Source organism: Microbacterium sp. BLY (assembly GCF_017939615.1).
Lineage (GTDB): Bacteria > Actinomycetota > Actinomycetes > Actinomycetales > Microbacteriaceae > Microbacterium.
Genome location: NZ_JAGKSR010000001.1, coordinates 2,934,048 through 2,952,153 on the forward strand (window position 1 = coordinate 2,934,048; position 18,106 = coordinate 2,952,153).

The 18,106-nt window shown below is 69.6% G+C and carries 21 protein-coding genes and 1 tRNA gene; 11 read left to right on the top strand and 11 right to left on the bottom strand.

All coding sequences use genetic code 11. The annotated features are described in order from the left end of the window. Positions 1-9: 9 nt before the first annotated feature. Together KAF39_RS14365 and KAF39_RS14370 are read right to left on the bottom strand one after the other, a co-directional pair. On the bottom strand, positions 10-390 hold the full coding sequence (locus KAF39_RS14365; protein ID WP_210677852.1) for a hypothetical protein: 381 nt from the start codon (positions 388-390) through the stop codon (positions 10-12). 381 nt (positions 391-771) lie between these two features. Further along, on the bottom strand, positions 772-990 hold the full coding sequence (locus KAF39_RS14370) for a hypothetical protein (RefSeq protein ID WP_210677853.1): 219 nt from the start codon (positions 988-990) through the stop codon (positions 772-774). A gap of 84 nt (positions 991-1,074) precedes the next feature. Here KAF39_RS14370 and KAF39_RS14375 point away from each other — a divergent pair, with 84 nt between their 5' ends. Then, complete coding sequence (locus KAF39_RS14375; protein ID WP_210677854.1) at positions 1,075-1,938, top strand: DUF72 domain-containing protein; 864 nt, start codon at positions 1,075-1,077, stop codon at positions 1,936-1,938. Positions 1,939-1,959: 21 nt separating this feature from the next. Here the strand turns inward: KAF39_RS14375 and KAF39_RS14380 are convergent, their stop codons facing one another. Continuing rightward, entirely contained in the window at positions 1,960-2,541 is a 582-nt protein-coding gene (locus KAF39_RS14380) for an NADPH-dependent FMN reductase (protein ID WP_210677855.1), read from the bottom strand. Positions 2,542-2,669: 128 nt separating this feature from the next. Between KAF39_RS14380 and helR the strand changes: the two genes are divergently transcribed. Next, positions 2,670-4,799, top strand: a complete 2,130-nt coding sequence (gene helR, locus KAF39_RS14385; RefSeq protein ID WP_210677856.1) for an RNA polymerase recycling motor ATPase HelR — start codon at positions 2,670-2,672, stop codon at positions 4,797-4,799. Positions 4,800-4,844: 45 nt separating this feature from the next. Next, positions 4,845-5,003: a hypothetical protein gene (locus KAF39_RS14390; protein WP_210677857.1), complete on the top strand. Its 159-nt coding sequence runs from the start codon at positions 4,845-4,847 to the stop codon at positions 5,001-5,003. Between the two features lie 3 nt (positions 5,004-5,006). Here the strand turns inward: KAF39_RS14390 and KAF39_RS14395 are convergent, their stop codons facing one another. The 3 genes from KAF39_RS14395 to KAF39_RS14405 form a co-directional block, all read right to left on the bottom strand. Continuing rightward, the gene (locus tag KAF39_RS14395) at positions 5,007-5,219 is read right to left on the bottom strand and encodes a DUF2188 domain-containing protein (protein ID WP_210677858.1); all 213 of its coding nucleotides are present in this window, start codon (positions 5,217-5,219) and stop codon (positions 5,007-5,009) included. Beyond that, a complete protein-coding gene (locus KAF39_RS14400) occupies positions 5,219-5,536 on the bottom strand; it encodes a sugar ABC transporter ATPase (RefSeq protein ID WP_210677859.1) in 318 nt (105 codons plus the stop codon). Before KAF39_RS14400 ends, KAF39_RS14395 begins: the two co-directional genes overlap by 1 nt. 123 nt (positions 5,537-5,659) lie before the next feature. Beyond that, positions 5,660-6,250 carry a TetR family transcriptional regulator C-terminal domain-containing protein gene (locus tag KAF39_RS14405; RefSeq protein ID WP_307805221.1) on the bottom strand — a complete coding sequence of 197 codons (591 nt, stop codon included), beginning with the start codon at positions 6,248-6,250 and terminating at the stop codon, positions 5,660-5,662. Between the two features lie 282 nt (positions 6,251-6,532). Here KAF39_RS14405 and KAF39_RS14410 point away from each other — a divergent pair, with 282 nt between their 5' ends. Beyond that, positions 6,533-6,841 carry a hypothetical protein gene (locus KAF39_RS14410; protein WP_210677860.1) on the top strand — a complete coding sequence of 103 codons (309 nt, stop codon included), beginning with the start codon at positions 6,533-6,535 and terminating at the stop codon, positions 6,839-6,841. 196 nt (positions 6,842-7,037) lie between these two features. Here KAF39_RS14410 and KAF39_RS14415 read toward each other — a convergent pair whose 3' ends face one another. The 3 genes from KAF39_RS14415 to KAF39_RS14425 form a co-directional block, all read right to left on the bottom strand. After that, positions 7,038-7,910, bottom strand: coding sequence for a transketolase family protein (locus tag KAF39_RS14415; protein ID WP_210677861.1), 873 nt, complete (start codon positions 7,908-7,910; stop codon positions 7,038-7,040). Beyond that, positions 7,910-8,593, bottom strand: coding sequence for a transketolase (locus KAF39_RS14420; RefSeq protein ID WP_210677862.1), 684 nt, complete (start codon positions 8,591-8,593; stop codon positions 7,910-7,912). The genes KAF39_RS14415 and KAF39_RS14420 overlap by 1 nt, the downstream gene beginning before the upstream one ends. A gap of 227 nt (positions 8,594-8,820) precedes the next feature. Beyond that, positions 8,821-8,894: transfer RNA gene (locus KAF39_RS14425), tRNA-Pro, on the bottom strand. A 108-nt stretch (positions 8,895-9,002) separates the two neighbouring features. Between KAF39_RS14425 and KAF39_RS14430 the strand changes: the two genes are divergently transcribed. The 7 genes from KAF39_RS14430 to KAF39_RS14460 all read left to right on the top strand — a co-directional run bounded on the left by KAF39_RS14430 (position 9,003) and on the right by KAF39_RS14460 (position 15,553). Beyond that, a complete protein-coding gene (locus KAF39_RS14430; protein ID WP_210677863.1) occupies positions 9,003-9,599 on the top strand; it encodes a GNAT family N-acetyltransferase in 597 nt (198 codons plus the stop codon). 9 nt (positions 9,600-9,608) lie between these two features. Continuing rightward, on the top strand, positions 9,609-10,064 hold the full coding sequence (locus KAF39_RS14435) for a hypothetical protein (RefSeq protein ID WP_210677864.1): 456 nt from the start codon (positions 9,609-9,611) through the stop codon (positions 10,062-10,064). A 62-nt stretch (positions 10,065-10,126) separates the two neighbouring features. Further along, a complete protein-coding gene (locus KAF39_RS14440; RefSeq protein ID WP_210677865.1) occupies positions 10,127-10,795 on the top strand; it encodes a lysoplasmalogenase family protein in 669 nt (222 codons plus the stop codon). After that, entirely contained in the window at positions 10,795-11,169 is a 375-nt protein-coding gene (locus KAF39_RS14445) for an RNA-binding S4 domain-containing protein (protein WP_210677866.1), read from the top strand. The genes KAF39_RS14440 and KAF39_RS14445 overlap by 1 nt, the downstream gene beginning before the upstream one ends. 309 nt (positions 11,170-11,478) lie before the next feature. Then, positions 11,479-12,378 (top strand): hypothetical protein, encoded by a 900-nt coding sequence (locus tag KAF39_RS14450; protein WP_210677867.1) that lies wholly within the window; start codon positions 11,479-11,481, stop codon positions 12,376-12,378. 32 nt (positions 12,379-12,410) lie between these two features. After that, the gene (locus tag KAF39_RS14455) at positions 12,411-13,655 is read left to right on the top strand and encodes a peptidoglycan-binding domain-containing protein (protein ID WP_210677868.1); all 1,245 of its coding nucleotides are present in this window, start codon (positions 12,411-12,413) and stop codon (positions 13,653-13,655) included. Next, entirely contained in the window at positions 13,652-15,553 is a 1,902-nt protein-coding gene (locus tag KAF39_RS14460) for an ATP-binding cassette domain-containing protein (protein WP_210677869.1), read from the top strand. Before KAF39_RS14455 ends, KAF39_RS14460 begins: the two co-directional genes overlap by 4 nt. A gap of 45 nt (positions 15,554-15,598) precedes the next feature. Here the strand turns inward: KAF39_RS14460 and KAF39_RS14465 are convergent, their stop codons facing one another. Together KAF39_RS14465 and der are read right to left on the bottom strand one after the other, a co-directional pair. Further along, positions 15,599-16,546 carry an NUDIX domain-containing protein gene (locus KAF39_RS14465; RefSeq protein WP_210677870.1) on the bottom strand — a complete coding sequence of 316 codons (948 nt, stop codon included), beginning with the start codon at positions 16,544-16,546 and terminating at the stop codon, positions 15,599-15,601. A gap of 62 nt (positions 16,547-16,608) precedes the next feature. Beyond that, entirely contained in the window at positions 16,609-18,081 is a 1,473-nt protein-coding gene (der, locus tag KAF39_RS14470) for a ribosome biogenesis GTPase Der (RefSeq protein ID WP_246878766.1), read from the bottom strand. Positions 18,082-18,106: the final 25 nt, after the last annotated feature.

Consider the following 18,106-nt stretch of genomic DNA (forward strand, 5'->3'; position numbering starts at 1 on the left):
CCGCGGCGGTCACCAGAAGCGTTCGCGCTCCTCCGCGGGCGGGCGATCGGTGCCGCCCCAGCGATCGGCCTCGGCCTTCGCCGCGCTGACCGCGGCGTCCGCTCCTCGCAGCGCGATGCCCGCACCGCTGGCCGACGGTCCGATCGGGTCGATGAGCAGCGACGTGCGCGGGGCGCCGCCGACGGCGACCGTGCACTCCAGGACACGGCCGATCCAGTGCGTCACCTCTCCCCGCGGCTCGTCGCCACGCCGGTAACGGATGCCCGTGTCGAGGTCGACCACCGTGAGCACGACGGGTTCCTCGGTTCGCGGATCGAGGTGCTCGGAGACCTCGACCCGATGACCGACGGGAAGAGCGACCTGACCGGCGAAGACGAGCATCCTGTCCATGCCTCCACCCTACGGATCAGCCCTCATCGGCGACAGAGAGGGGCCGGGGCAGAGAATTCGAAGAAATTTTTGTCCCCCAAATGGTGGACACGAGGATTAAGGGATATCCTGCTTCTTGTAGCGGGGGCTACGGCTGATGACTGGGGATTCAGCCGATGAGACAGCGAGATCTTCGCCGCCTCCCCCACCGTCCGGGTAGGGCGGTGAGCCCTCTCGGCAGCACCGGGTTGGGGCGGTTCGTCGAGAGGGCATACCCCTCGCGGCTAGCGGCGGCATGGCGACCCGTCAACCCCGGACCGCGCAACCAGAGCCCGGGCTACCGTCGCTCCGTATGACAGCTCTCCGCGACCACCGCCGCCCCGGTGCGGGTACCGGGTGCCGCTACTCCTCGTCGAACGCGCCCTCGAGGCCGTCGTCGTCCAGAGGCACCTCCAGGCGCTGCTCCGCCGCATCCGCGGGATCCGCCTCGATCGGGTGCGGATCCGGGGCCGACGGCTGCGGCACCTCCGGGTCGTCGGGCGTCTCGTCGGCCAGACGCTCCTGCTCCTGCAGGTCGGCCTCGGGCTTCACGTCATCGATCGGATGGTCGTTGAGGGACATGCCTTCTCCTCCTTCACTGCGGATGACTCCAGCCTGCCGACCGGGCGCCGTCGCGGCAAGGGGCTTGACCCTCGGGCGGCGCCCATGACACGGGCAGCAGGACGCGGGCGGGTGCGCATCGGCGTCTCCGGCTGGCGGTATGCGCGATGGCGCGGCGACTTCTACCCCCGCGGCCTCCCGCAGCGGCGCGAACTCGAGCACATCAGCATGGCCTTCCCCACCGTCGAACTCAACGGTTCCTTCTATTCCCTGCAGCGGCCCGACAGCTACCGACGGTGGGCCGACAGCGTCCCCGAGGACTTCGTCTTCGCGGTCAAGGGCTCCCGGTACGTCAGCCACATGTTGCGGCTGCGGAACGTGGAGCAGGCCCTCGCGAACTTCTTCGCCTCCGGGGTCCTGGCCCTGGGACCGCGTCTGGGCCCGATCCTCTGGCAGCTCCCCGCGCGCCAGCGCTTCGACGCAGACGTGCTCGCGTCGTTCCTCGACGGGCTGCCGCAGACCACGGCGGAGGCCCTCGCCCTCGCCGAGCGCCACGACGAACGGCTGAAGGACAGGGCGTGGCTGGAGATCGATGCCGACCGCCCGCTCCGGTACGCCCTGGAGCCACGGTCGGACACGTTCGCGGCGGACTCCAGCCTGCGGCTGCTCCAGGACCACGGCACGGCCCTCGTCATCGCCGACACGGCCGGCAAGTGGCCGCGGTTCGATGCCCTCACCGCCGACCACGTCTACATCCGTCTGCACGGCGCACAGATGCTCTACCACAGCGCCTACACCGAGCCCGAGCTGCGGGAGTGGGCGGCGCTCATCCGCGGGTGGGCGGACGGGACCGGTGCCGCTGACGGGAAGCCGCGGGACGTGTACGTGTACTTCGACAACGATGCCCGGGGGCACGCTCCCCACGACGCCCGGGCGCTCATCGATCTGGTGGCGGAGGCGTCCTCGTGAGGTGCCTGCGGCGAGCGCGGGTCACCGATCGCCGACGTGGCCCGGTGCGGTGAGCGACAGCACCCTCTCGACGAACGCCGCGTACTCCTCCATGTAGTGCGCGAGGAACTTCTCGGTGTCGGCGTCGTGGACCTGCCCGTCGGAGCCGAACACCTCGGGACGGAACGTGATGTACGCCTCCGGCGCGTTCAGCTGCGGGGCGTTGAGGAAGCTCAGCACGCTCCGCATGGACGACTGCACGACGGCCGTGCCGATCGCGCCGGTGGACGCGCCGATGATGCCGGTGGGTTTCCGGGCGAACGAGTTGTGCCCCCAGGGGCGGGACCCCCAGTCGATGGCGTTCTTCAACGCGCCGGGGATGGAGCGGTTGTACTCCGGCGAGATGAGGAGGAGGCCGTCGGAGCTCTCGATCGCGCTCTTGAACGCGCTGACGGCGGGGACGGGAGTGAGTTCGTCGTCGCGGTTGTAGAGCGGGAGGTCCCGGATCGGGATCTCGACGAGGTCAAGATCCGGCGGGGCGAGGCGCACGAGCGCGGTGGCGAGGACGCGATTGATCGAGTCCGATGCGAGGCTGCCGATGAGGTAGCCGATCCGATGGGTCATGGTGTGGTCCCCTCGTCTCCCTGCACCTCCAGGATATCGCCGGGGTGGGGGCTTGCCACAAGACCCCCCTGACCGAGCAGAATCGACGGCTCGCGTGCCTTCGCACGCGGACCCGAGAAGGAGACCCGGTGCTCGATCCCTTTCACCTTTCCGACGACCATGCGGCGAAGTCCGCCGACGATCTGATCGCGGCCGATCGCGCGCACCTCCGGCGCCTCGACGCCGCGCTGACCCGCGAGCGGGAGACGGTGTCCGCCCGCCTCGCCCTCGTGCGCCGGCAGACCGCTGAGGCCGGTGTCACCGCGGTCGACCGCGACCTGGAGATCCGGCGGCTGAGCGCGACGCTGCGTCTGCGGGAACGCTTCGGCATCGACATGTGCCTCGGCCGGATGACGCCGGCCGACGGCCCGCCGATCTACATCGGCCGCGCGGGTGTCTCCGACGCCGACGGCACCCGGCTCCTCGTGGATTGGCGTGTTCCCGCCGCCGAGCCGTATTTCGCCGCCACCTGGGAAGACCCCCGAGGGCTCATCTCCCGACGTCGGTACCGCTGGACCGCGGGGCGGATCACGGACTACTGGGACGAGGCCCTGACCGCGGAGGGCCTCGACGGTTCGGCTTCGCTCGACGACCAGTCCGCCTTCCTCGCCAGCCTCGACGCCCACCGCACGGGCCGGATGCGCGACGTGCTGGCGACCATCCAGGCGGATCAGGACGCCATCGTCCGCGCCCCGTCCGCGGGGGCGCTCGTGGTGGACGGCGGGCCGGGGACCGGCAAGACCGTCGTGGCGCTGCACCGGGCCGCGCACCTCCTGTATGCGGAGCCGCACCTGACGAACGGTGCCGGCGGGATGCTCCTCGTCGGGCCGAACCCGCACTACCTGGGATACGTCGAGGACGTGCTGCCGAGCCTCGGGGAGGACACCGTGCGTCTGTGCACGCTGCGGGATCTCACCCCCGAGGGTGCGGCCGCCGTCGCCGAGACGGATGCCCGGGTCGCGGCCGTGAAGGAGCGCCTGGCCCCGGACCGGGTGATCGACGCGGCGGTGGCCGCGTTGACCCGTCCGCCTCGCCACGCGCTGCGGATCGAGTCGCCGTGGGCCGATCTCTGGGTGACCGGCCGGGACTGGATCGACCTGTTCGCGGCGGCTGATCCGGAGGTGCCCCTCAACGAGGCCCGCGACGCGGTCTGGGAGGAACTCCTGGACATGCTCGTCGACCAGGTGCGCGACGAGGAGGTGCCGGAGTCCGCGATCCGCCGGCGTCTGCGGCAGGACGACGAGCTGACCGGCCTGTTCGTGCGGGCCTGGCCGCTGCTGTCGCCCGCCGCCGTGGTGGCGGCGCTGTGGGCGTCGCCGGAGCTCCTCACCCGCTGCGCCCCGGAGCTCTCGGCGGAGGATCTCGCTCTGCTGCACCGGGCGGAGGGAGCGCCGTGGACGGATGCCGATCTTCCGCTGCTGGACGCCGCCCACCGCCGGATCGGCGACCCGGAGTCCGTGCGCGAGCAGCATCGCCGGCAGGCGGCCGCGGCGGTCGCGCAGGAGCAGATGGCCGCGGTGGTCGAGCATCTCGTCGCGGGGGACGACAGTGAGATGAAGGTCATGTCGATCCTGCAGGGCGAGGACGCCCGGAACGTCCTCGCCGGGGCGGGAGCGCCGCCGCCGCTGCCGCCGGACGAGCTGGCGGGCCCGTTCGGGCACATCGTGGTCGACGAGGCCCAGGAACTGACCGACGCGCAGTGGCGCATGCTCCTGGCGCGCTGTCCGTCGCGCCGCTTCACGATCGTCGGAGACCGCGCCCAGGCACGGCAGGAGTTCGCGGAGTCCTGGACGGAGCGGCTGGAGCGCCTCGGTCTGCGTGACGTGCGCGTCGCCACCCTCCGGGTGAACTATCGGACGCCCGCGGAGGTCATGGATCTGGCGGGTCCGGCGATCCGCGAGGCGTTGCCTGACGCCAACGTGCCCGTCTCCGTGCGCGAGAGCGGCATCCCGGTGCGCGATGCCGCCGTGTCCGAACTGGATGCCGTGCTGGACGCATGGCTGGCGGAGCACCCGGAGGGCGTCGCGGCGGTCATCGGCGCAGGTCCGATCACCCCGCGTCCGCGGGTGCGGGCACTGACGCCCGAGGGAGCGAAGGGCCTCGAGTTCGATCTCGTGATGCTCGTTCGGCCCGAAGACCTCGGGGACGGGCGCATCGGGGCCGTCGACCGCTACGTCGCGATGACCCGGACCACGCGGGAACTCATCGTGCTGCACTGACCAAGGTCCCTGGCGTCGCCGTGGGAGCGGTCCTAGCCTGGGGCGATGACGAACCGTGAGGGGACGGCGCCGCACTGTCCGGAGGACGACGTCGTGATGCTCGCCGTGCCCGGCGGCTGGAGGTGCCCGGAATGCGGGCACCTCCAGCAGGCGCAGGATCCCGACGAGCCGGATCCTCCGGCGGCGTTCGGGTCACGCCTATGACGCTCAGGCGTCGTCGGAGTCGCCCCCGTCGGTGATGACGCCGGTGGGCTCACTGAGCTCCACCTCGTGGCGGACGCCGTGCTCGGACGCGAGGGCCTCCCCCTCCTCGATGGCCTCATCGCGGCTGGTGTAACTGCGGGAGAGCTCGGGGGCGCCGTCCACCTCGTTGACCCACTGGCCGTTCTTCGAGCGGGTGATGACCGCGGCGACCCCCATCAGATGTCTCCCGGTCCGAGGTCGCCCTGACCTTCCTCGCCGAGATCGGCGAGCACCGGGTCCTCCCCCTGGCTCTCCGGTTGGGGCGCAGACCCGGGAAGGTCCGCCGCCGGGACCTCGTCGTCGGGATCGGGGATCTCGTCGGGATCACGGCCGGTCGCGGTCGACGCGTCCAGCTCCTCCGGCGTCGCTCCGTCGTCGAGGGCCTCCGTGCGCTCCCACTCCGCCTGCGCGGGGTCATCACGCGGGTCGGCCTCGGTCGTCGCGTCACCGTCGCGCAGCGGCTGGCCGCCGACGTCGTCGGGTGTCGATTGCATGTGTCCTCCTTCGATCGGGCTGCCCTCAGTCTGGCGGTGCGCACGGGCGTCGCCGAGGGGCTTGAGGAGACCTCGCCGAGCCGCTAGGTTCGCGACCGTCGGTGCCACGACCGAGCCGTCTCGCTATGGCGCCGTTCGGGCGATGCGGGCGATCTCGTCGCGAATGAGCTCCAGCGCCCCGTCCACGTCGCCGGGTTCCCGGTGCAGCAGGTGGAGGGCCAGTCCATCGGTGAGGGCGTGCAGTCGCCGTGCCAGTGGGACGACGACCTCGTCCGGCAGGCTCTCGTGTGTCAGCAGCTCCACCAGTCGCGTGAAGACGGCGAGGAGCTGCTCATGCGCGCGGTTCCGGATCCCCACCAGCGCGGGCTCTGCCGGGCATTCGCCCACGAGGGCGAGATTGATCTCGAGCTCCGCGCGCGTGTCCGGGTCCCGCGGGAGGAGACGCGTGATGACCGCGAGTGCGTACTCGGCCGGGTCGTCGTGCCACGGCGTCGCCAGGACGCGGGCGGTGGCCCGTTCCACCATGAGCTCGGCAGAGAAGCGGAGCAGTTCGGTGCGGGTCGGGAAGATGTAGCGCAGCGAGCCGACGGCGAGCCCGGCCCGGTCTGCGACGGTGCGGACGGAGACGGCGCCGATCCCCTTGTCGAGGATGATCTGCCAGACCGCCTCCGCCAACTGCTCTTTGCGGGCCTCCCTGTCGATGCTCCTGCTCACGGCTGGACTCTAGCACGACCGTGCTAGAGTCCAGTTCTAGCACAGTCGTGCTAGACGATTGCGCGGATCTGGACAGGAGGCGCGGTGATGAGGCGACACGGAGCGAGGCGCTCGACCGCAGCGGTGGCCTGTGCGCTGGTGAGCATGCTGACCCTGAGCGGTTGCGGCGTGGTCGAAGACACTCTGGAAGGACTCACGGGTACCGCGCCGTCACACGAGGCCCCACGCCCCGCCCCCTCCGGCTCCGCGCACGAGTCAGAGGCTCCAGACGGCGAACAGATCGTGATCGAGGTGCGATTCGAGAGCGACGGCGCCACCGCCGCGGACGTCGTGATCGAGGTCGAATCCACGACCAGCCCACAGAGCTTCCGCGACGACCTCGTCGACCTCCCGTTCCAGCAGGAATTCCGGGTCGACACCGGCAAGCCGTTCCCGTTCCGGAATGTGACGGCGACGGCCGATGCCGCAGACGGAGCGACGTACATCAGCTGCGAGATCATCATCGACGGCGAGTCGGTCGCGTCGCACCGCAGCACGGGCGGGAACGCGCGCGCCGAGTGCGAACGCGGCCTGCGCCTGGGTCCGTCCTGACGGCGCGAAGTGCCGCGCTCTCACGACCCTCGGTGGAGGGGTGCGCAACACTCAACGCCGTCATCGCCTGGGGACGGCATCGAGGTGATACGCCTGAGATCCCTCGAGAGCGCGCAGCGGGGACGCATCAGCCAGCCGCGCTGACCATCGCGCCCCCAGCAACCTCGCTGACGGCGCCCCGGCGCGGGCCGAACCCTCATGAGGAGGAGCGCAGGCGCCGCCGGATGCCCGCGGCGTCGAGGCCGTGCAACCGGGCATGATCGGCCGGCGTGCCGTAATGGCGCCGTTCGGCATGCCCGACCCCCAAGTGCTCGATCCGGAGGGGGGAACCGCGGAGCGCTGTCGACACGGCGTAGGCCAGGGTTCCCTCCAAGAACGGCTCGAGGACGAGGAGCCGGTCGTACCCGTCGGCGAGGCGGCGAAGCCCGGCGCCGTCGAGCGGGAGCGGGGTGGAGGTGTAGGCGACGCCGACCTCGAGGTCGCTCGTCGCCGCCAGCGCCGGGGCGAGCATCGGACCGATCGCGAGCAGGAGGGTTCCCGTCCCCTGCCGGACGGCGTGTACCGACCCGTCGGCGGGGAACGGATCCGGATTCTGCTGGGTGGACAGGCGGATGTACTGCCGATCGCGTGCGGCGACGGCACGACGGGTGACCGCTTCGACTTCGTCGGGGTGGCCGGGCGTGTGCACACACCAGTCCGGCAGCGTGGACAACAGGGCGACATCCCCCGGACTCTGGTGTGTCCTTCCCTCGACGGAGGCGTCGTAGCTGGCGCCGATGGAGACCAGGACGGCGCCGAGGTCCTGGTGCGAAAGGTCGAGCTTGATCTGCTCGAACGGACGCTCCACGAGGAAGGGGGCGTAGGTGTGGACGACGGGGCGGAGCCCGGCGAGGGCGAGGCCTGCCGCCACTCCGATCATGGCCTGCTCACGGATCCCGACGTTCACCACGCGGTCCCCCGTCGACGTGCCGGCGAGGAGCCGGGTCGGGCCGATATCGGCGAGCACGAGAGCGGCTTGAGGATCGTGGACGAGCAGATCCGACATGGCGTCGTAGAAGCGGGTACGCATCAGGCCCCCTTGGCCGGGGTGTGGACGACTGTGACGCGAGGCTCGGGGCCCCGCGCCGAGAGCGCCGCCGCGAGCCCGTCGTGATCGGCCGTGTCGACGTCGGCCGTGGCCCATCCTTCGACGGCGAAACGGGAGGCGATGCCACCCGTCCACCCCAAGGAGGCCGACGCGTTGTCGATGACGATGCAGTGCAGCCGCCCCAGAGACCACCGCGCGGCGACGGCGATCGCCTCGTGGTTGCTGCCCTCGTCGAGCTCGGCATCGCCGACGAGCACGAAGATCCGACCCGCTTCACCGGCGATCTCGAGCCCCCGCGCCAGCCCGACGGCGATCGGCAGGCCGTGGCCGAGGGAGCCGCTCGATATCTCCACCGGCGGGATCAGCAGGCGGTCAGGGTGATGTCCGAGCGGCGAGTCGATTCCGCCGAGGTCGTCGAGCCAGGAATCGGGGATGAGGCCGAGGGCCGCCAGCACCGCGTAGTACGAGGCAGGGCCGTGCCCCTTGGAGAGGAGGAAGCGATCGCCACCCGGAGAGTCGAGGACCCGGTCGTGCAGCACCCACAGTACGTCGAGGGTCGAGTGCGCGGCGGAGTCGTGTTTCTCGTCGCCCGTGACGCGGCGGAGCCTCTCGAGGAGGGCATCGGGAAGTCGTGAATCGCGTGATGTCAGGAGTGTCGAAGGCATGCCCCTGATGCTAAAACCTCAACTTAAGTTGAGGTCAAGTCGACCGGTGACGGCCCAGATCGTCAGTGATCTCGGCCTCCCCGACCTCGCTTGGCACGGCCTCCGGCACGCCGGAGCCACCTGGATAGCCGACACCTTGACGAGGGGACCAGAGTGGGACCGGCGAGAACCGGTCGCCAGACATGACGAAGCCCTGATGAGAATCGCTTCTCATCAGGGCTTTTCCGTCGGGCTGACAGGATTTGAACCTGCGACCCCTTGACCCCCAGTCAAGTGCGCTACCAAGCTGCGCCACAGCCCGTTGTTCTGCACTCTCGCGCAGGCAACTCCCCTATCTTAGCCGCACCGGAGGCCGTCTCGCGAACCGAGGCATTGCGGGGTGTCGGAGGCTGCTTGTACGGTCGCCTGCATGTCGACGATCACGACCGAGCCGGCGACGACCGCGCGGTGGAACGACGTGCAGCGTGCGCTCACCGGCGGCGGCGATGGCGCCAGCTGCCAGTGCATGTGGCCGATCCTGCGGAACAAGGATTGGAATCAGACGAGCACGCCGCAGCGCACGGAGATGTTCCGCGCCGAGATCGATGAGGGGCCGCCGCCCGGACTGGTCGCGTACGTCGACGGCGAGGCCGCCGGGTGGATCCGGGTCGGACCGCGACCCCGCCAAGCCCGGATCCCCCACACCCGCATGATCGCCGCGGCCACCACCGAGGCGTTCGACGACGAGTCGGTGTGGGCCGTGACCTGTGTCGTCGTCCGCCGGGAGCATCGCGGAGTCGGGCTCACCGCCGCGCTGCTTCGTGCGGCGGTGGAGTACGCGCGCGACGCGGGTGCGCGCGTCCTCGAGGCATACCCGGTCGACACCCGCGGCGAGCAGCAGCGCGCGAACGATCTGTACCACGGCACGCTCGGCACATTCCTCCGCGCGGGATTCCAACAGAAGACGGTCATGAAACCCGGCCGCGTGCTCGTCGCGCTCGACCTTTCGGGGAACGCGAACCGCTAGCGTGAAGGCATGAGTGACGCGCCTTCTTCCCTCGACGATTCCGGTCTCAGCTCCCTTCGGCGGGCGACCTCGACTCTCGAAGACGGCACGGTCCTCACCCACGACTGGTTCGTCGGCAGCACCGAGATCGACGGCTACACGTACGAGGTGATGGTCGAGGGCACGACGCCGGACGAGATCGCGCCGCTGCTCCCCCGGCTTCGTGCGACCCTCGCCGACCTGCCCGCCACCCGTCGCGCCGCCTCCGACGCTGTGGTCACGGCCTTCAGCACCGGGGAATCCGCCGCCACCGAGCTCGACGAAGCCGCGGCCGACCTGGAGCTCGAGACGGTCGAAGCCGCGGCCGACGGCACCATCGTGCTCCACTTCACCGACACCTGCGGCGAACATTTCCCGGACGGCTACTGGCCGGCCGTGCACCTGGATGCAGGCGGCGACGTGGCCAACGTGACCGTGGAATCCTGATCCGCCGCCTCGCCGCCTCCGGCGCTCGGGACGCGCCGTCGCCTCGGTCATACGATGGGAGGATGCAGCGCAGCGCCCGCCCGTCCGTGATCGTGTGGGCCTTCGTTCCCTACGTCGCCGTGTCTCTCGTGCATGTGGTGCTCCTCGCGCTCGACCATGACCTCGCTGGCCCGTCGAAGCTGCTGCTCATGCCGCTGCTGGCGGTCCCAGTGCTGGTGTCGGCGCGACGGATCCGTCCTCCCGTCACCGCCGCACTGCTCCTGATCGCCCTCCTGTTCTCCTGGTTGGGAGACGGCGCCGGCGCGCTGTTCCCCACCGCCCCCGAGCTCCCGCTCATGCTCGGGTTCTTCGGTCTCGCGCACGTCGCCTACATCCTCCTGTTCGCACGCCATCTCGCTCGCCGTCGCCTCCCCTGGTGGACGACGGTGTACGCGGTGTGGTGGCTCGCGATGATCGTCGTGCTCGGGCCGCACACCGGTGGGCTCCTCGCGGCCGTCGGGCTCTACGGTCTGCTGCTCGCCGGCACCGCCGCCTTCGCCGCCCGCTGCGATCCGCTGGTGGCGGTCGGCGGGGCATTCTTCCTGGCGAGCGATACGATCCTCGCCTTCCGTCTCTTCCTCCCGGACGCTCTTCCGGCCTGGAGCAGCCCCGCCGTGATGCTCACGTACACACTCGGGCAGGGGCTGATCGTGGCTGGCGCTCTTCTCTCCCTGCGACGGAAGGCCGCCTGATGGCCGACAGCGCACGGGTGGACAGCTGGCTCTGGGCCATCCGGATGTACAAGACGCGATCAGCGGCGACGACCGCGTGCCGTGCGGGGCATGTGCGCGTCAACGGTGACAAGGCGAAAGCCGCGCAGGCGGTGCGCATCGGAGACGAGCTCCGCGTTCGGATCGCGGGTTTCGACCGGATCCTGATCGTGAAACAGCTCCTCGTCAAGCGCGTCGGCGCGCCGCTCGCCGCCCTCGCCTATGACGACCGCACACCGGAACGAGAGCCCCAGGCGGCCCTCGCTGTCCGTGACCGCGGCGCGGGGCGCCCGACGAAGCGGGAGCGTCGGGACATCGATCGCCTCCGCGGTCGAGGCGACATCGCGCACGACTGACCGGTCGGATCGACCGGCACGGGCGATTCCCGGCCCCTCTCCGTTCGCCCACGGGGCACCCGATGGCCGGCCTTCTGAGCATGCCAATATGCTTCCGCTCCGGGTGATGGAGAGTGGCCATCCTCGCGTCTATCCTGAGGGCCGGAGCCTCGTCGCAGGCTGCCGATGTCCCGTATCCGAACCCGCCGCAGGGCTTTGAAGCCACCGCCGTGCGCGGCACCGGCAAGCCGGATCCTCCTGTTGCAGATTCCGCGATCGGGCGTCCTCGGGATACGTCACTTCCGGCGAGATGGAGAGGGGAACCGCCACGTGCAACTGAGTACGCGCAACGGCCGCTGCTGGATCATCGGGTCGGCAACGGCGGTTGCCTGCATCCTGGTCTTGACGGGCTGTCAGGCTCCTGAGCCCCCGCAGACGATCGTGCAGAATCGATCCATGTGGACGATGCCACTGGACGAATTCAAGGCATTCGAGCCGTCACTGAGCAACTACGCCGAACAACTGCTGATCGCGAAATGTCTCGAGGTACAGGGCTACGAGTGGCCGGTGCCGTGGCAGGACACCGAGTTCCCTCCGCCTGAGACGGTCAACGACGCGGCTCTCAAGATCTTCAACTCCGACATCGCGCGCCGCTACGGCTACCACGATGCGCCCGCAGCGAATCCCGCGGATGCACGCGCATGGGCAGAGTTCACGGCATGGACGAATTCCTACGATCCGGACGGTGAGTTTCGTTCCCGGTTCGAAGCGTGCGGAGAAGATGCGCGGAGCGAGAAGACGGTGGCAGGTGCCGATGGGTTGAACTATGTCGCCAGCCTCGAGATGCAAGCGCGCGATGAGATCTCGTCGGATGACTCCGTTCGCGACGCAGCGCGATCGTGGCGAGCATGCCTCTCGGATCTCGTCACGTTCGACCTGCCGACAGATCCGTGGAGCGAGATGCCGACGACCACGATGGCACAGGAGTTCGGACTGTTCGGCTCCCACCTGACCGAGGCGGCATCGTCGGAGGAGATCTCCGTTGCCGAGGCCGACGCGCAGTGCCGTGAATCCAGCGGTTACGCCGAAGCCCGGTATCAAGCCGAATGGGCGGCGCAAGAGATTCTCGTGAGAAACAACCGCGACAAACTCGACCGGATTCGGGACGAAGCGGTCGCTCATATGGACGAGCTGAAGACAGTGATCGCATCGAACGCGCCGTCGAAATGAGGTTCATCCGGCGAGGTGGCGATCTGGACCCGATGACCGAGGACGCCTCCCTCCCCCGCGGATCCGCCGCGAGGAGGATCCGGCCGTTCGTCATCCTTCTTCTTTCGGCTCTTGTCGCGCTGACTGCCGGGTGGGCCCTTGCAACGGTCTTCCAATCATCAGCCCAGCGGGATGCCGCGACCGCCCCGCCCGCATCGACCCCCATCCTTGCCACGGTGACCACCGGAAAGCTCGTTCGCGAGACAGCGTTCTCCGGGAGCATCGTCGCCGAGAACCAGGAGTCCCTGAGCCTGGCGGTGCCGTCCGACGCGCTGCGCTCCGTGGTTACGGCACACCCGGTGAACAAGGGTATGACCGTGACCACCGGTCAGGTCTTGACTGAGGTCAACGGCCGCCCCGTCTTCGTCGTGCAGTCCGCGTTCCCGTTCTACCGTGATGTCGGAGTCGGCGATCAGGGTCCTGATGTGGCGTCTCTGCAGGAGACGCTGCAGAGCTTGGGGTACTCGCTCGACATCGACGGCTCGTTCGGCGCGCAGACGGAGATCGCCGTCCGGGACTGGTACGCCACGAACCATTACGCCCCGGCCACACGGGGCGGCGAGGCCGACAGCGGTGCGAGCACCTCCGACCCCGCGGCTCGACCACAGGACCCGAAGGCAGGGACCGACTCCGGAACGAGCACGGCATTCGTCCCCTACTCCGAGATACTCGGCGTCAAGGTTCTTCCGTCTGCTTCTCTGAGCGCACTGGCGGTGGGCAGTGCCGTGGGAGCGGAGGGTGAATCTGACATCGTCCTCGGTTCGACCACGACCACAGTGACGTTCGAGGCCGCGCCCGCGGATCTGACGTACATCGCTGAGGGTGGCGAGGTTTCCATCGAAGCGGATGGCGGCGTCACGAAGGGGGTGGTCTCGAGCATCGAGCCGATCGCCCCCGGCACCCAAGAGGACGCTGAAGGCGGCCAGCCCGAGACCGACGAACCTCCCAGCACGTCGCTCGTCACGGTGATCCCCTCAGAACCACTCCAGGCATCGAACGCCAAGGTGCGAGTCGTTTCTTCGCAGGTCATCGTGGATGAGGAGGCGCTCCTCGTCCCCACGATCGCGGTGGTCGACCGCGGTGACACCAATCAGGTTGTCATCGTCCGCCGGCCGGGAGGGGAATTCGCCGAGGTCGAGGTGACTGTCCTCGGCGCTCTCGACGGCAAAGCGGCGATCAGGCCCTCGTCTCCGTCATCGATTCGCGACGGCGATCGGGTTCGAGTGGGGTCCTCGTGACCTTGATCGAACTGCGTGACGTCTCACGAACCTACACGCCGCCACACGGGCCGCGTGTTCACGCGCTGCGCAACGTCACGTTGACGATCGACCACGGTGAGTTCGTGGCCATCGTGGGCCCATCAGGCGGCGGCAAGAGCACTCTGCTGAATCTGCTGGGACTGCTCGATGACGCTTCGTCCGGCGAGTATCTCCTCGCGGGAAAGAACCCAGGGCCGGTGAACCGCAGCGCAGCGGCGAGATTGCGGGCCCGGCACATCGCGTTCATCTTCCAGGCCTTTCATCTGCTGGAGCGGCGCCCGGCGATGGACAGTGTGGGACTGAATCTCCTGTACCGCGGAGTCCCCCTCCGTGCGCGGCAGCGGGAATCGATGCGCGCACTCGCGGCAGTGGGCCTGGATGACATCGCCTGGCAGGACACGTCCACTCTGTCCGGCGGGCAGCGTCAGCGGATCGCGATCGCGCGTGCGATGGCCGGCGATGCTCACCTCGTCCTCGCGGACGAACCGACCGGCAACCTCGATTCGGTCAACACGGAACGGGTCCTCGCCGAACTGGAGCGAGTGAATCGCGGTGGCGCTGCGGTCGTCATCGTGACCCACTCTCCGGAAGTCGCGGCTCGCGCAGACCGGATCATCCGTATCTCGGATGGAGGTGTGGTCTCGGACACGGGACCATCGAATCCGAGAGCGACCTTCGCGAACGTTCCGACGAGTGGAGCCGTCGCGACACGAGGCGATGGGAGGGCTTTCCTTCGCGTCGCGGACATGATGGCCGACGCCTGGGCATCGATCTCGTCGCGGAAGAACCAGACACTTGCACAGTGCATGGCCGTGGTGATCGCCGTCGCGCTGTCGATCATCACCCTCGGCCTCTCCGCTTCTGCCGATGCCCAGGTCTCCGAGACCTTCGACGCCCACCTCACCCGCGAAGTGACCGCCAGATGGTCCACGCAAGTGCCGCACTCGAAACCGCTCTCCGCGGCGCCGTCGACGGCACGAACGGTGCGAGGGGTGGAAGCCGCCGCGGTCGTCGTCGACCTGAGCGCGAGCGCGATCACGACGCCCGCCGCAACAGCGCAGGCGCAACCCCACGTCGTCGCGGGGGACCTGGAAGAGGCGACGAGGGTCGAGATCGACGAGGCACAGTGGCACCACGGCGGTCTCCTGCCCGGCGAGGCCTACGTCGGGGATCTCCTCGCCCGGGACCTCGAGCTCGCTGACGTCGATCTGGCCCCCACCATCCAGGTGTCGGGTGAACGCTACGTGGTCGCCGGTCTCATCACGGAATCCCCGCGGCTCCCGCTCTGGAGGGGCGAACTCGTGCTCGGCGCGGAGGCACAGGGCTTGGACACCATGGCGCCGGAGGCGACCCTGCTCGTGACGACCATGGCCGGAGCCGTTCCTCAGGTCTCGTCGCAACTCGCGCGTGCGATCAATCCCTATGCGCCGGACGCGATCTCCATCGTCGCAGCGTCGGATGACAGCCGATTGAGGGTTCAGATCGAAGCCGGCGTGCAAGCGACACTCGTCGCCTTCACGCTTCTTGCGGTGCTCGTTGCCGTCGCCGCTCTCATCAACACGACCCTCATGGCCGTCAACGCACGCAGAGGCGAGATCGGCATGCGGAAAGCGCTGGGCGCGAAGGAGCGCGACATCGGGATCCTGATCGCGGTCGAAGCTGTGTACGTCGGTGCCCTGGGCGGGATCGGCGGCCTCTTCGTCGGGATGATGGCGATCCTGGCGGTCACGATCAGCCAGCGGTGGGCCCCGGTCTTCGATGTCATGCTGATGCCGCTCGCTGTGCTGCTCGGAGTGGTCGTATCGAGCGCCGGCGGCGCCTTTGCGGCTGTCCGCGCGGCCACACTGCGTCCTGCCGAGAACCTGCGCGCGCCCTGAGGGCCGAGCCTCCGCGCCGTTCCCACCCTGCGACTCCGACAGGTCTCAGGTGTCGAGGAGTCGCAGGAGCCAGCCGCTCGAGCGCACCTGGGCGCCGGCCGCCGCGACACGCGCCTGCAGTTCGCGGTCGCTGGTCACGGCCAGCACCGGCTGTGCCGTGGCGACGCGACGCTCCACCTCGGCCACGATGGCATCGTCACCGGCGGCTTCCGTGCGCACCACGTCCAACGCCGCCCCCGCAACGCCGGCCTCCGCGGCCGCGACGTCGGCGGGCGAGCTCTCCGCGGCGGCTTCCGCGATGTCCCGCGCGCGCCCCTCGACGACGAGCGCCACCTCCGGGAACCAGGCGTCACCCGCGAGCCCGAGGTCGTCCCCGGGGACCGCGAGCCCCGTCAGCCGGTCGCGCAGACGCGCGGCCGCACCCGCCCTGTCCTTCCACCAGCCGTCCGGGACCGACCCCACGACGTTGGCGGCGTCGACCACGACCACCGGATGCGCCGACAGCTGCGCGCGCAGCACCGGCCAGGCGGCCCCGAAGCCGGGATGCAGCGGCAGCCCGTCCACCTCCTCGACCGGCACCCACGAAAGCGCGACGCTCTCGGGATCGCTGATCACAGGATCGAACGCCGTCCGCACGTCGGCGACGACGGTCGTGTAGGACCAGATGCCGAGGTCGAGCACGCTCGTGAAGCGCGGCCGCACCGCACCATCCGGCACTCCCGCCTCCTCCTGAGCCTCCCGGATCGCACCGACGATCGCCGCCTCACCCTCGTGCAGCGCGCCCCCGGGCAGACCCCAGGTGCCGCCGAAATGGCTCCACGCCACGCGATGCTGCAGCAGGATGCCGCGCTCCGGGTCGACGGCGAGCAGACCGGCGGCGCCGAAGCGCCCCCAGTAGCGCTCCCCGGTGTCCGCGACGACCCAGGCATCGCCCGGATCACGAGGCCCCTCGGGGCGACGCGGTTCACCGGCGGCGGGAGGTACGACAGTCACCCCCTCAGCTTTTCACAGCATCGGGGCTCCGGCGCCACCGCCGCGACATGCGCGGCAACGAGTCAGCGCTGACGCTTCTCGCGCACCCGCATGTTGATGACGATCGGTGTGCCCTCGAACGGGTAGAGCTCCCGCAGCCGGCGCTGGATGAATCGGCGGTAGCCCGGGTCGAGGAATCCGGTCGTGAACAGCACGAACGTCGGCGGACGGGTCGACGCCTGCGTCCCGAACAGGATGCGCGGCTGCTTCCCACCCCGCACCGGGTGCGGGTGCTCGGCGACGAGCTCGGCGAGGAACGCGTTGAATTTGCCCGTCGGAATCCGTCGGTCCCAGTTCTCCAGCGCCGTTTCCAGCGCCGGGACGAGCTTGTCGAGATGACGGCCCGTCTTGGCGGAGATGTTCACGCGCGGGGCCCAGGCGACGTGCGCCAGGTCCTGCTCGATCTCGCGCTCCAGGTAGCGTCGGCGGTCGGCGTTCTCCAGGTCGTCGTCGTTGAGACGGTCCCACTTGTTGAAGGCCAGGACCAGCGCGCGGCCCGATTCGAGCACGAGGTCGATGATGCGCACGTCCTGCTCGCTGATCGACTCGGAGACGTCGAGGACGACGACGGCCACTTCGGCCTTCTCCAGGGCGGCCGAGGTGCGCAGCGAGGCATAGAAGTCGGCGCCCTGCGCCATGTGCACGCGGCGACGGATGCCGGCCGTGTCGACCAGGCGCCACATCTTGCCGCCGAGCTCGACGACCTCGTCCACCGGGTCGCGGGTGGTGCCGGCGAGGTCGTTGACGACCACGCGCTCCTCCCCTGCGGCCTTGTTCAGCAGCGAGGACTTGCCGACGTTCGGGCGTCCCAGGATCGCGACACGGCGCGGGCCGCCGATCTCCTGCTTCGCCACGGCGGAGACCTCCGGCAGCTTCTTCAGCACGTCGTCGAGCAGGTCCGCGACACCGCGACCGTGGATCGCGGAGACGGGGTGCGGCTCCCCGAGACCCAGATTCCACAGCGCGGCTGCTTCCGGCTCCTGACGGGCGTCGTCGATCTTGTTGGCGACGAGGAAGACCGGCTTGCCGCTCTTGCGCAGCAGCTTCACGACGTGCTCGTCGGTCGACGTGGCGCCCACCATGGCATCCACGACGAACAGCACGACATCGGACAGGTCGATCGCGACCTCGGCCTGGGCTGCGACGGAACGGTCGATGCCGCGGGCGTCGGGCTCCCAGCCGCCGGTGTCGACGACGGTGAAGCGACGGTCGTTCCACTCGGCCTTGTACGTGACCCGGTCGCGGGTGACACCGGGGGTGTCCTCCACGACGGCCTCACGACGACCGAGGATGCGGTTCACCAGCGCGGACTTGCCGACGTTCGGCCGCCCGACGATCGCCACCACGGGCAGCGCGGGGCTGTACTGGATGCCGTCTTCGCCGAGGGTGATGCCCGCGAGGAGCTCCGCGTCCTCGTCGTCCAGTTCGTAGTCGGCGAGGCCGGCGCGCAGGGTCTCCGCGCGCTGTTCCGCCAGCTGCTCATCGAGTTGGTCCATCTTCTCGGCGAGCTGGTCGGGACCG

What these genes read in the sequence shown, in the direction of transcription:
- KAF39_RS14440 (WP_210677865.1), top strand. Translation starts at nt 10,127, where the DNA reads ATGCAGCGCAGCGCCCGCCCGTCCGTGATCGTGTGGGCCTTCGTTCCC.
- KAF39_RS14395 (WP_210677858.1), bottom strand. Translation starts at nt 5,219, where the DNA reads ATGGGGGTCGCCGCGGTCATCACCCGCTCGAAGAACGGCCAGTGGGTC.
- KAF39_RS14375 (WP_210677854.1), top strand. Translation starts at nt 1,075, where the DNA reads ATGACACGGGCAGCAGGACGCGGGCGGGTGCGCATCGGCGTCTCCGGC.
- KAF39_RS14370 (WP_210677853.1), bottom strand. Translation starts at nt 990, where the DNA reads ATGTCCCTCAACGACCATCCGATCGATGACGTGAAGCCCGAGGCCGAC.
- KAF39_RS14380 (WP_210677855.1), bottom strand. Translation starts at nt 2,541, where the DNA reads ATGACCCATCGGATCGGCTACCTCATCGGCAGCCTCGCATCGGACTCG.
- KAF39_RS14420 (WP_210677862.1), bottom strand. Translation starts at nt 8,593, where the DNA reads ATGCCTTCGACACTCCTGACATCACGCGATTCACGACTTCCCGATGCC.
- KAF39_RS14390 (WP_210677857.1), top strand. Translation starts at nt 4,845, where the DNA reads ATGACGAACCGTGAGGGGACGGCGCCGCACTGTCCGGAGGACGACGTC.
- der (WP_246878766.1), bottom strand. Translation starts at nt 18,081, where the DNA reads ATGGACCAACTCGATGAGCAGCTGGCGGAACAGCGCGCGGAGACCCTG.
- KAF39_RS14435 (WP_210677864.1), top strand. Translation starts at nt 9,609, where the DNA reads ATGAGTGACGCGCCTTCTTCCCTCGACGATTCCGGTCTCAGCTCCCTT.
- KAF39_RS14445 (WP_210677866.1), top strand. Translation starts at nt 10,795, where the DNA reads ATGGCCGACAGCGCACGGGTGGACAGCTGGCTCTGGGCCATCCGGATG.
- KAF39_RS14430 (WP_210677863.1), top strand. Translation starts at nt 9,003, where the DNA reads ATGTCGACGATCACGACCGAGCCGGCGACGACCGCGCGGTGGAACGAC.
- KAF39_RS14365 (WP_210677852.1), bottom strand. Translation starts at nt 390, where the DNA reads ATGGACAGGATGCTCGTCTTCGCCGGTCAGGTCGCTCTTCCCGTCGGT.
- KAF39_RS14455 (WP_210677868.1), top strand. Translation starts at nt 12,411, where the DNA reads ATGACCGAGGACGCCTCCCTCCCCCGCGGATCCGCCGCGAGGAGGATC.
- KAF39_RS14415 (WP_210677861.1), bottom strand. Translation starts at nt 7,910, where the DNA reads ATGCGTACCCGCTTCTACGACGCCATGTCGGATCTGCTCGTCCACGAT.
- KAF39_RS14400 (WP_210677859.1), bottom strand. Translation starts at nt 5,536, where the DNA reads ATGCAATCGACACCCGACGACGTCGGCGGCCAGCCGCTGCGCGACGGT.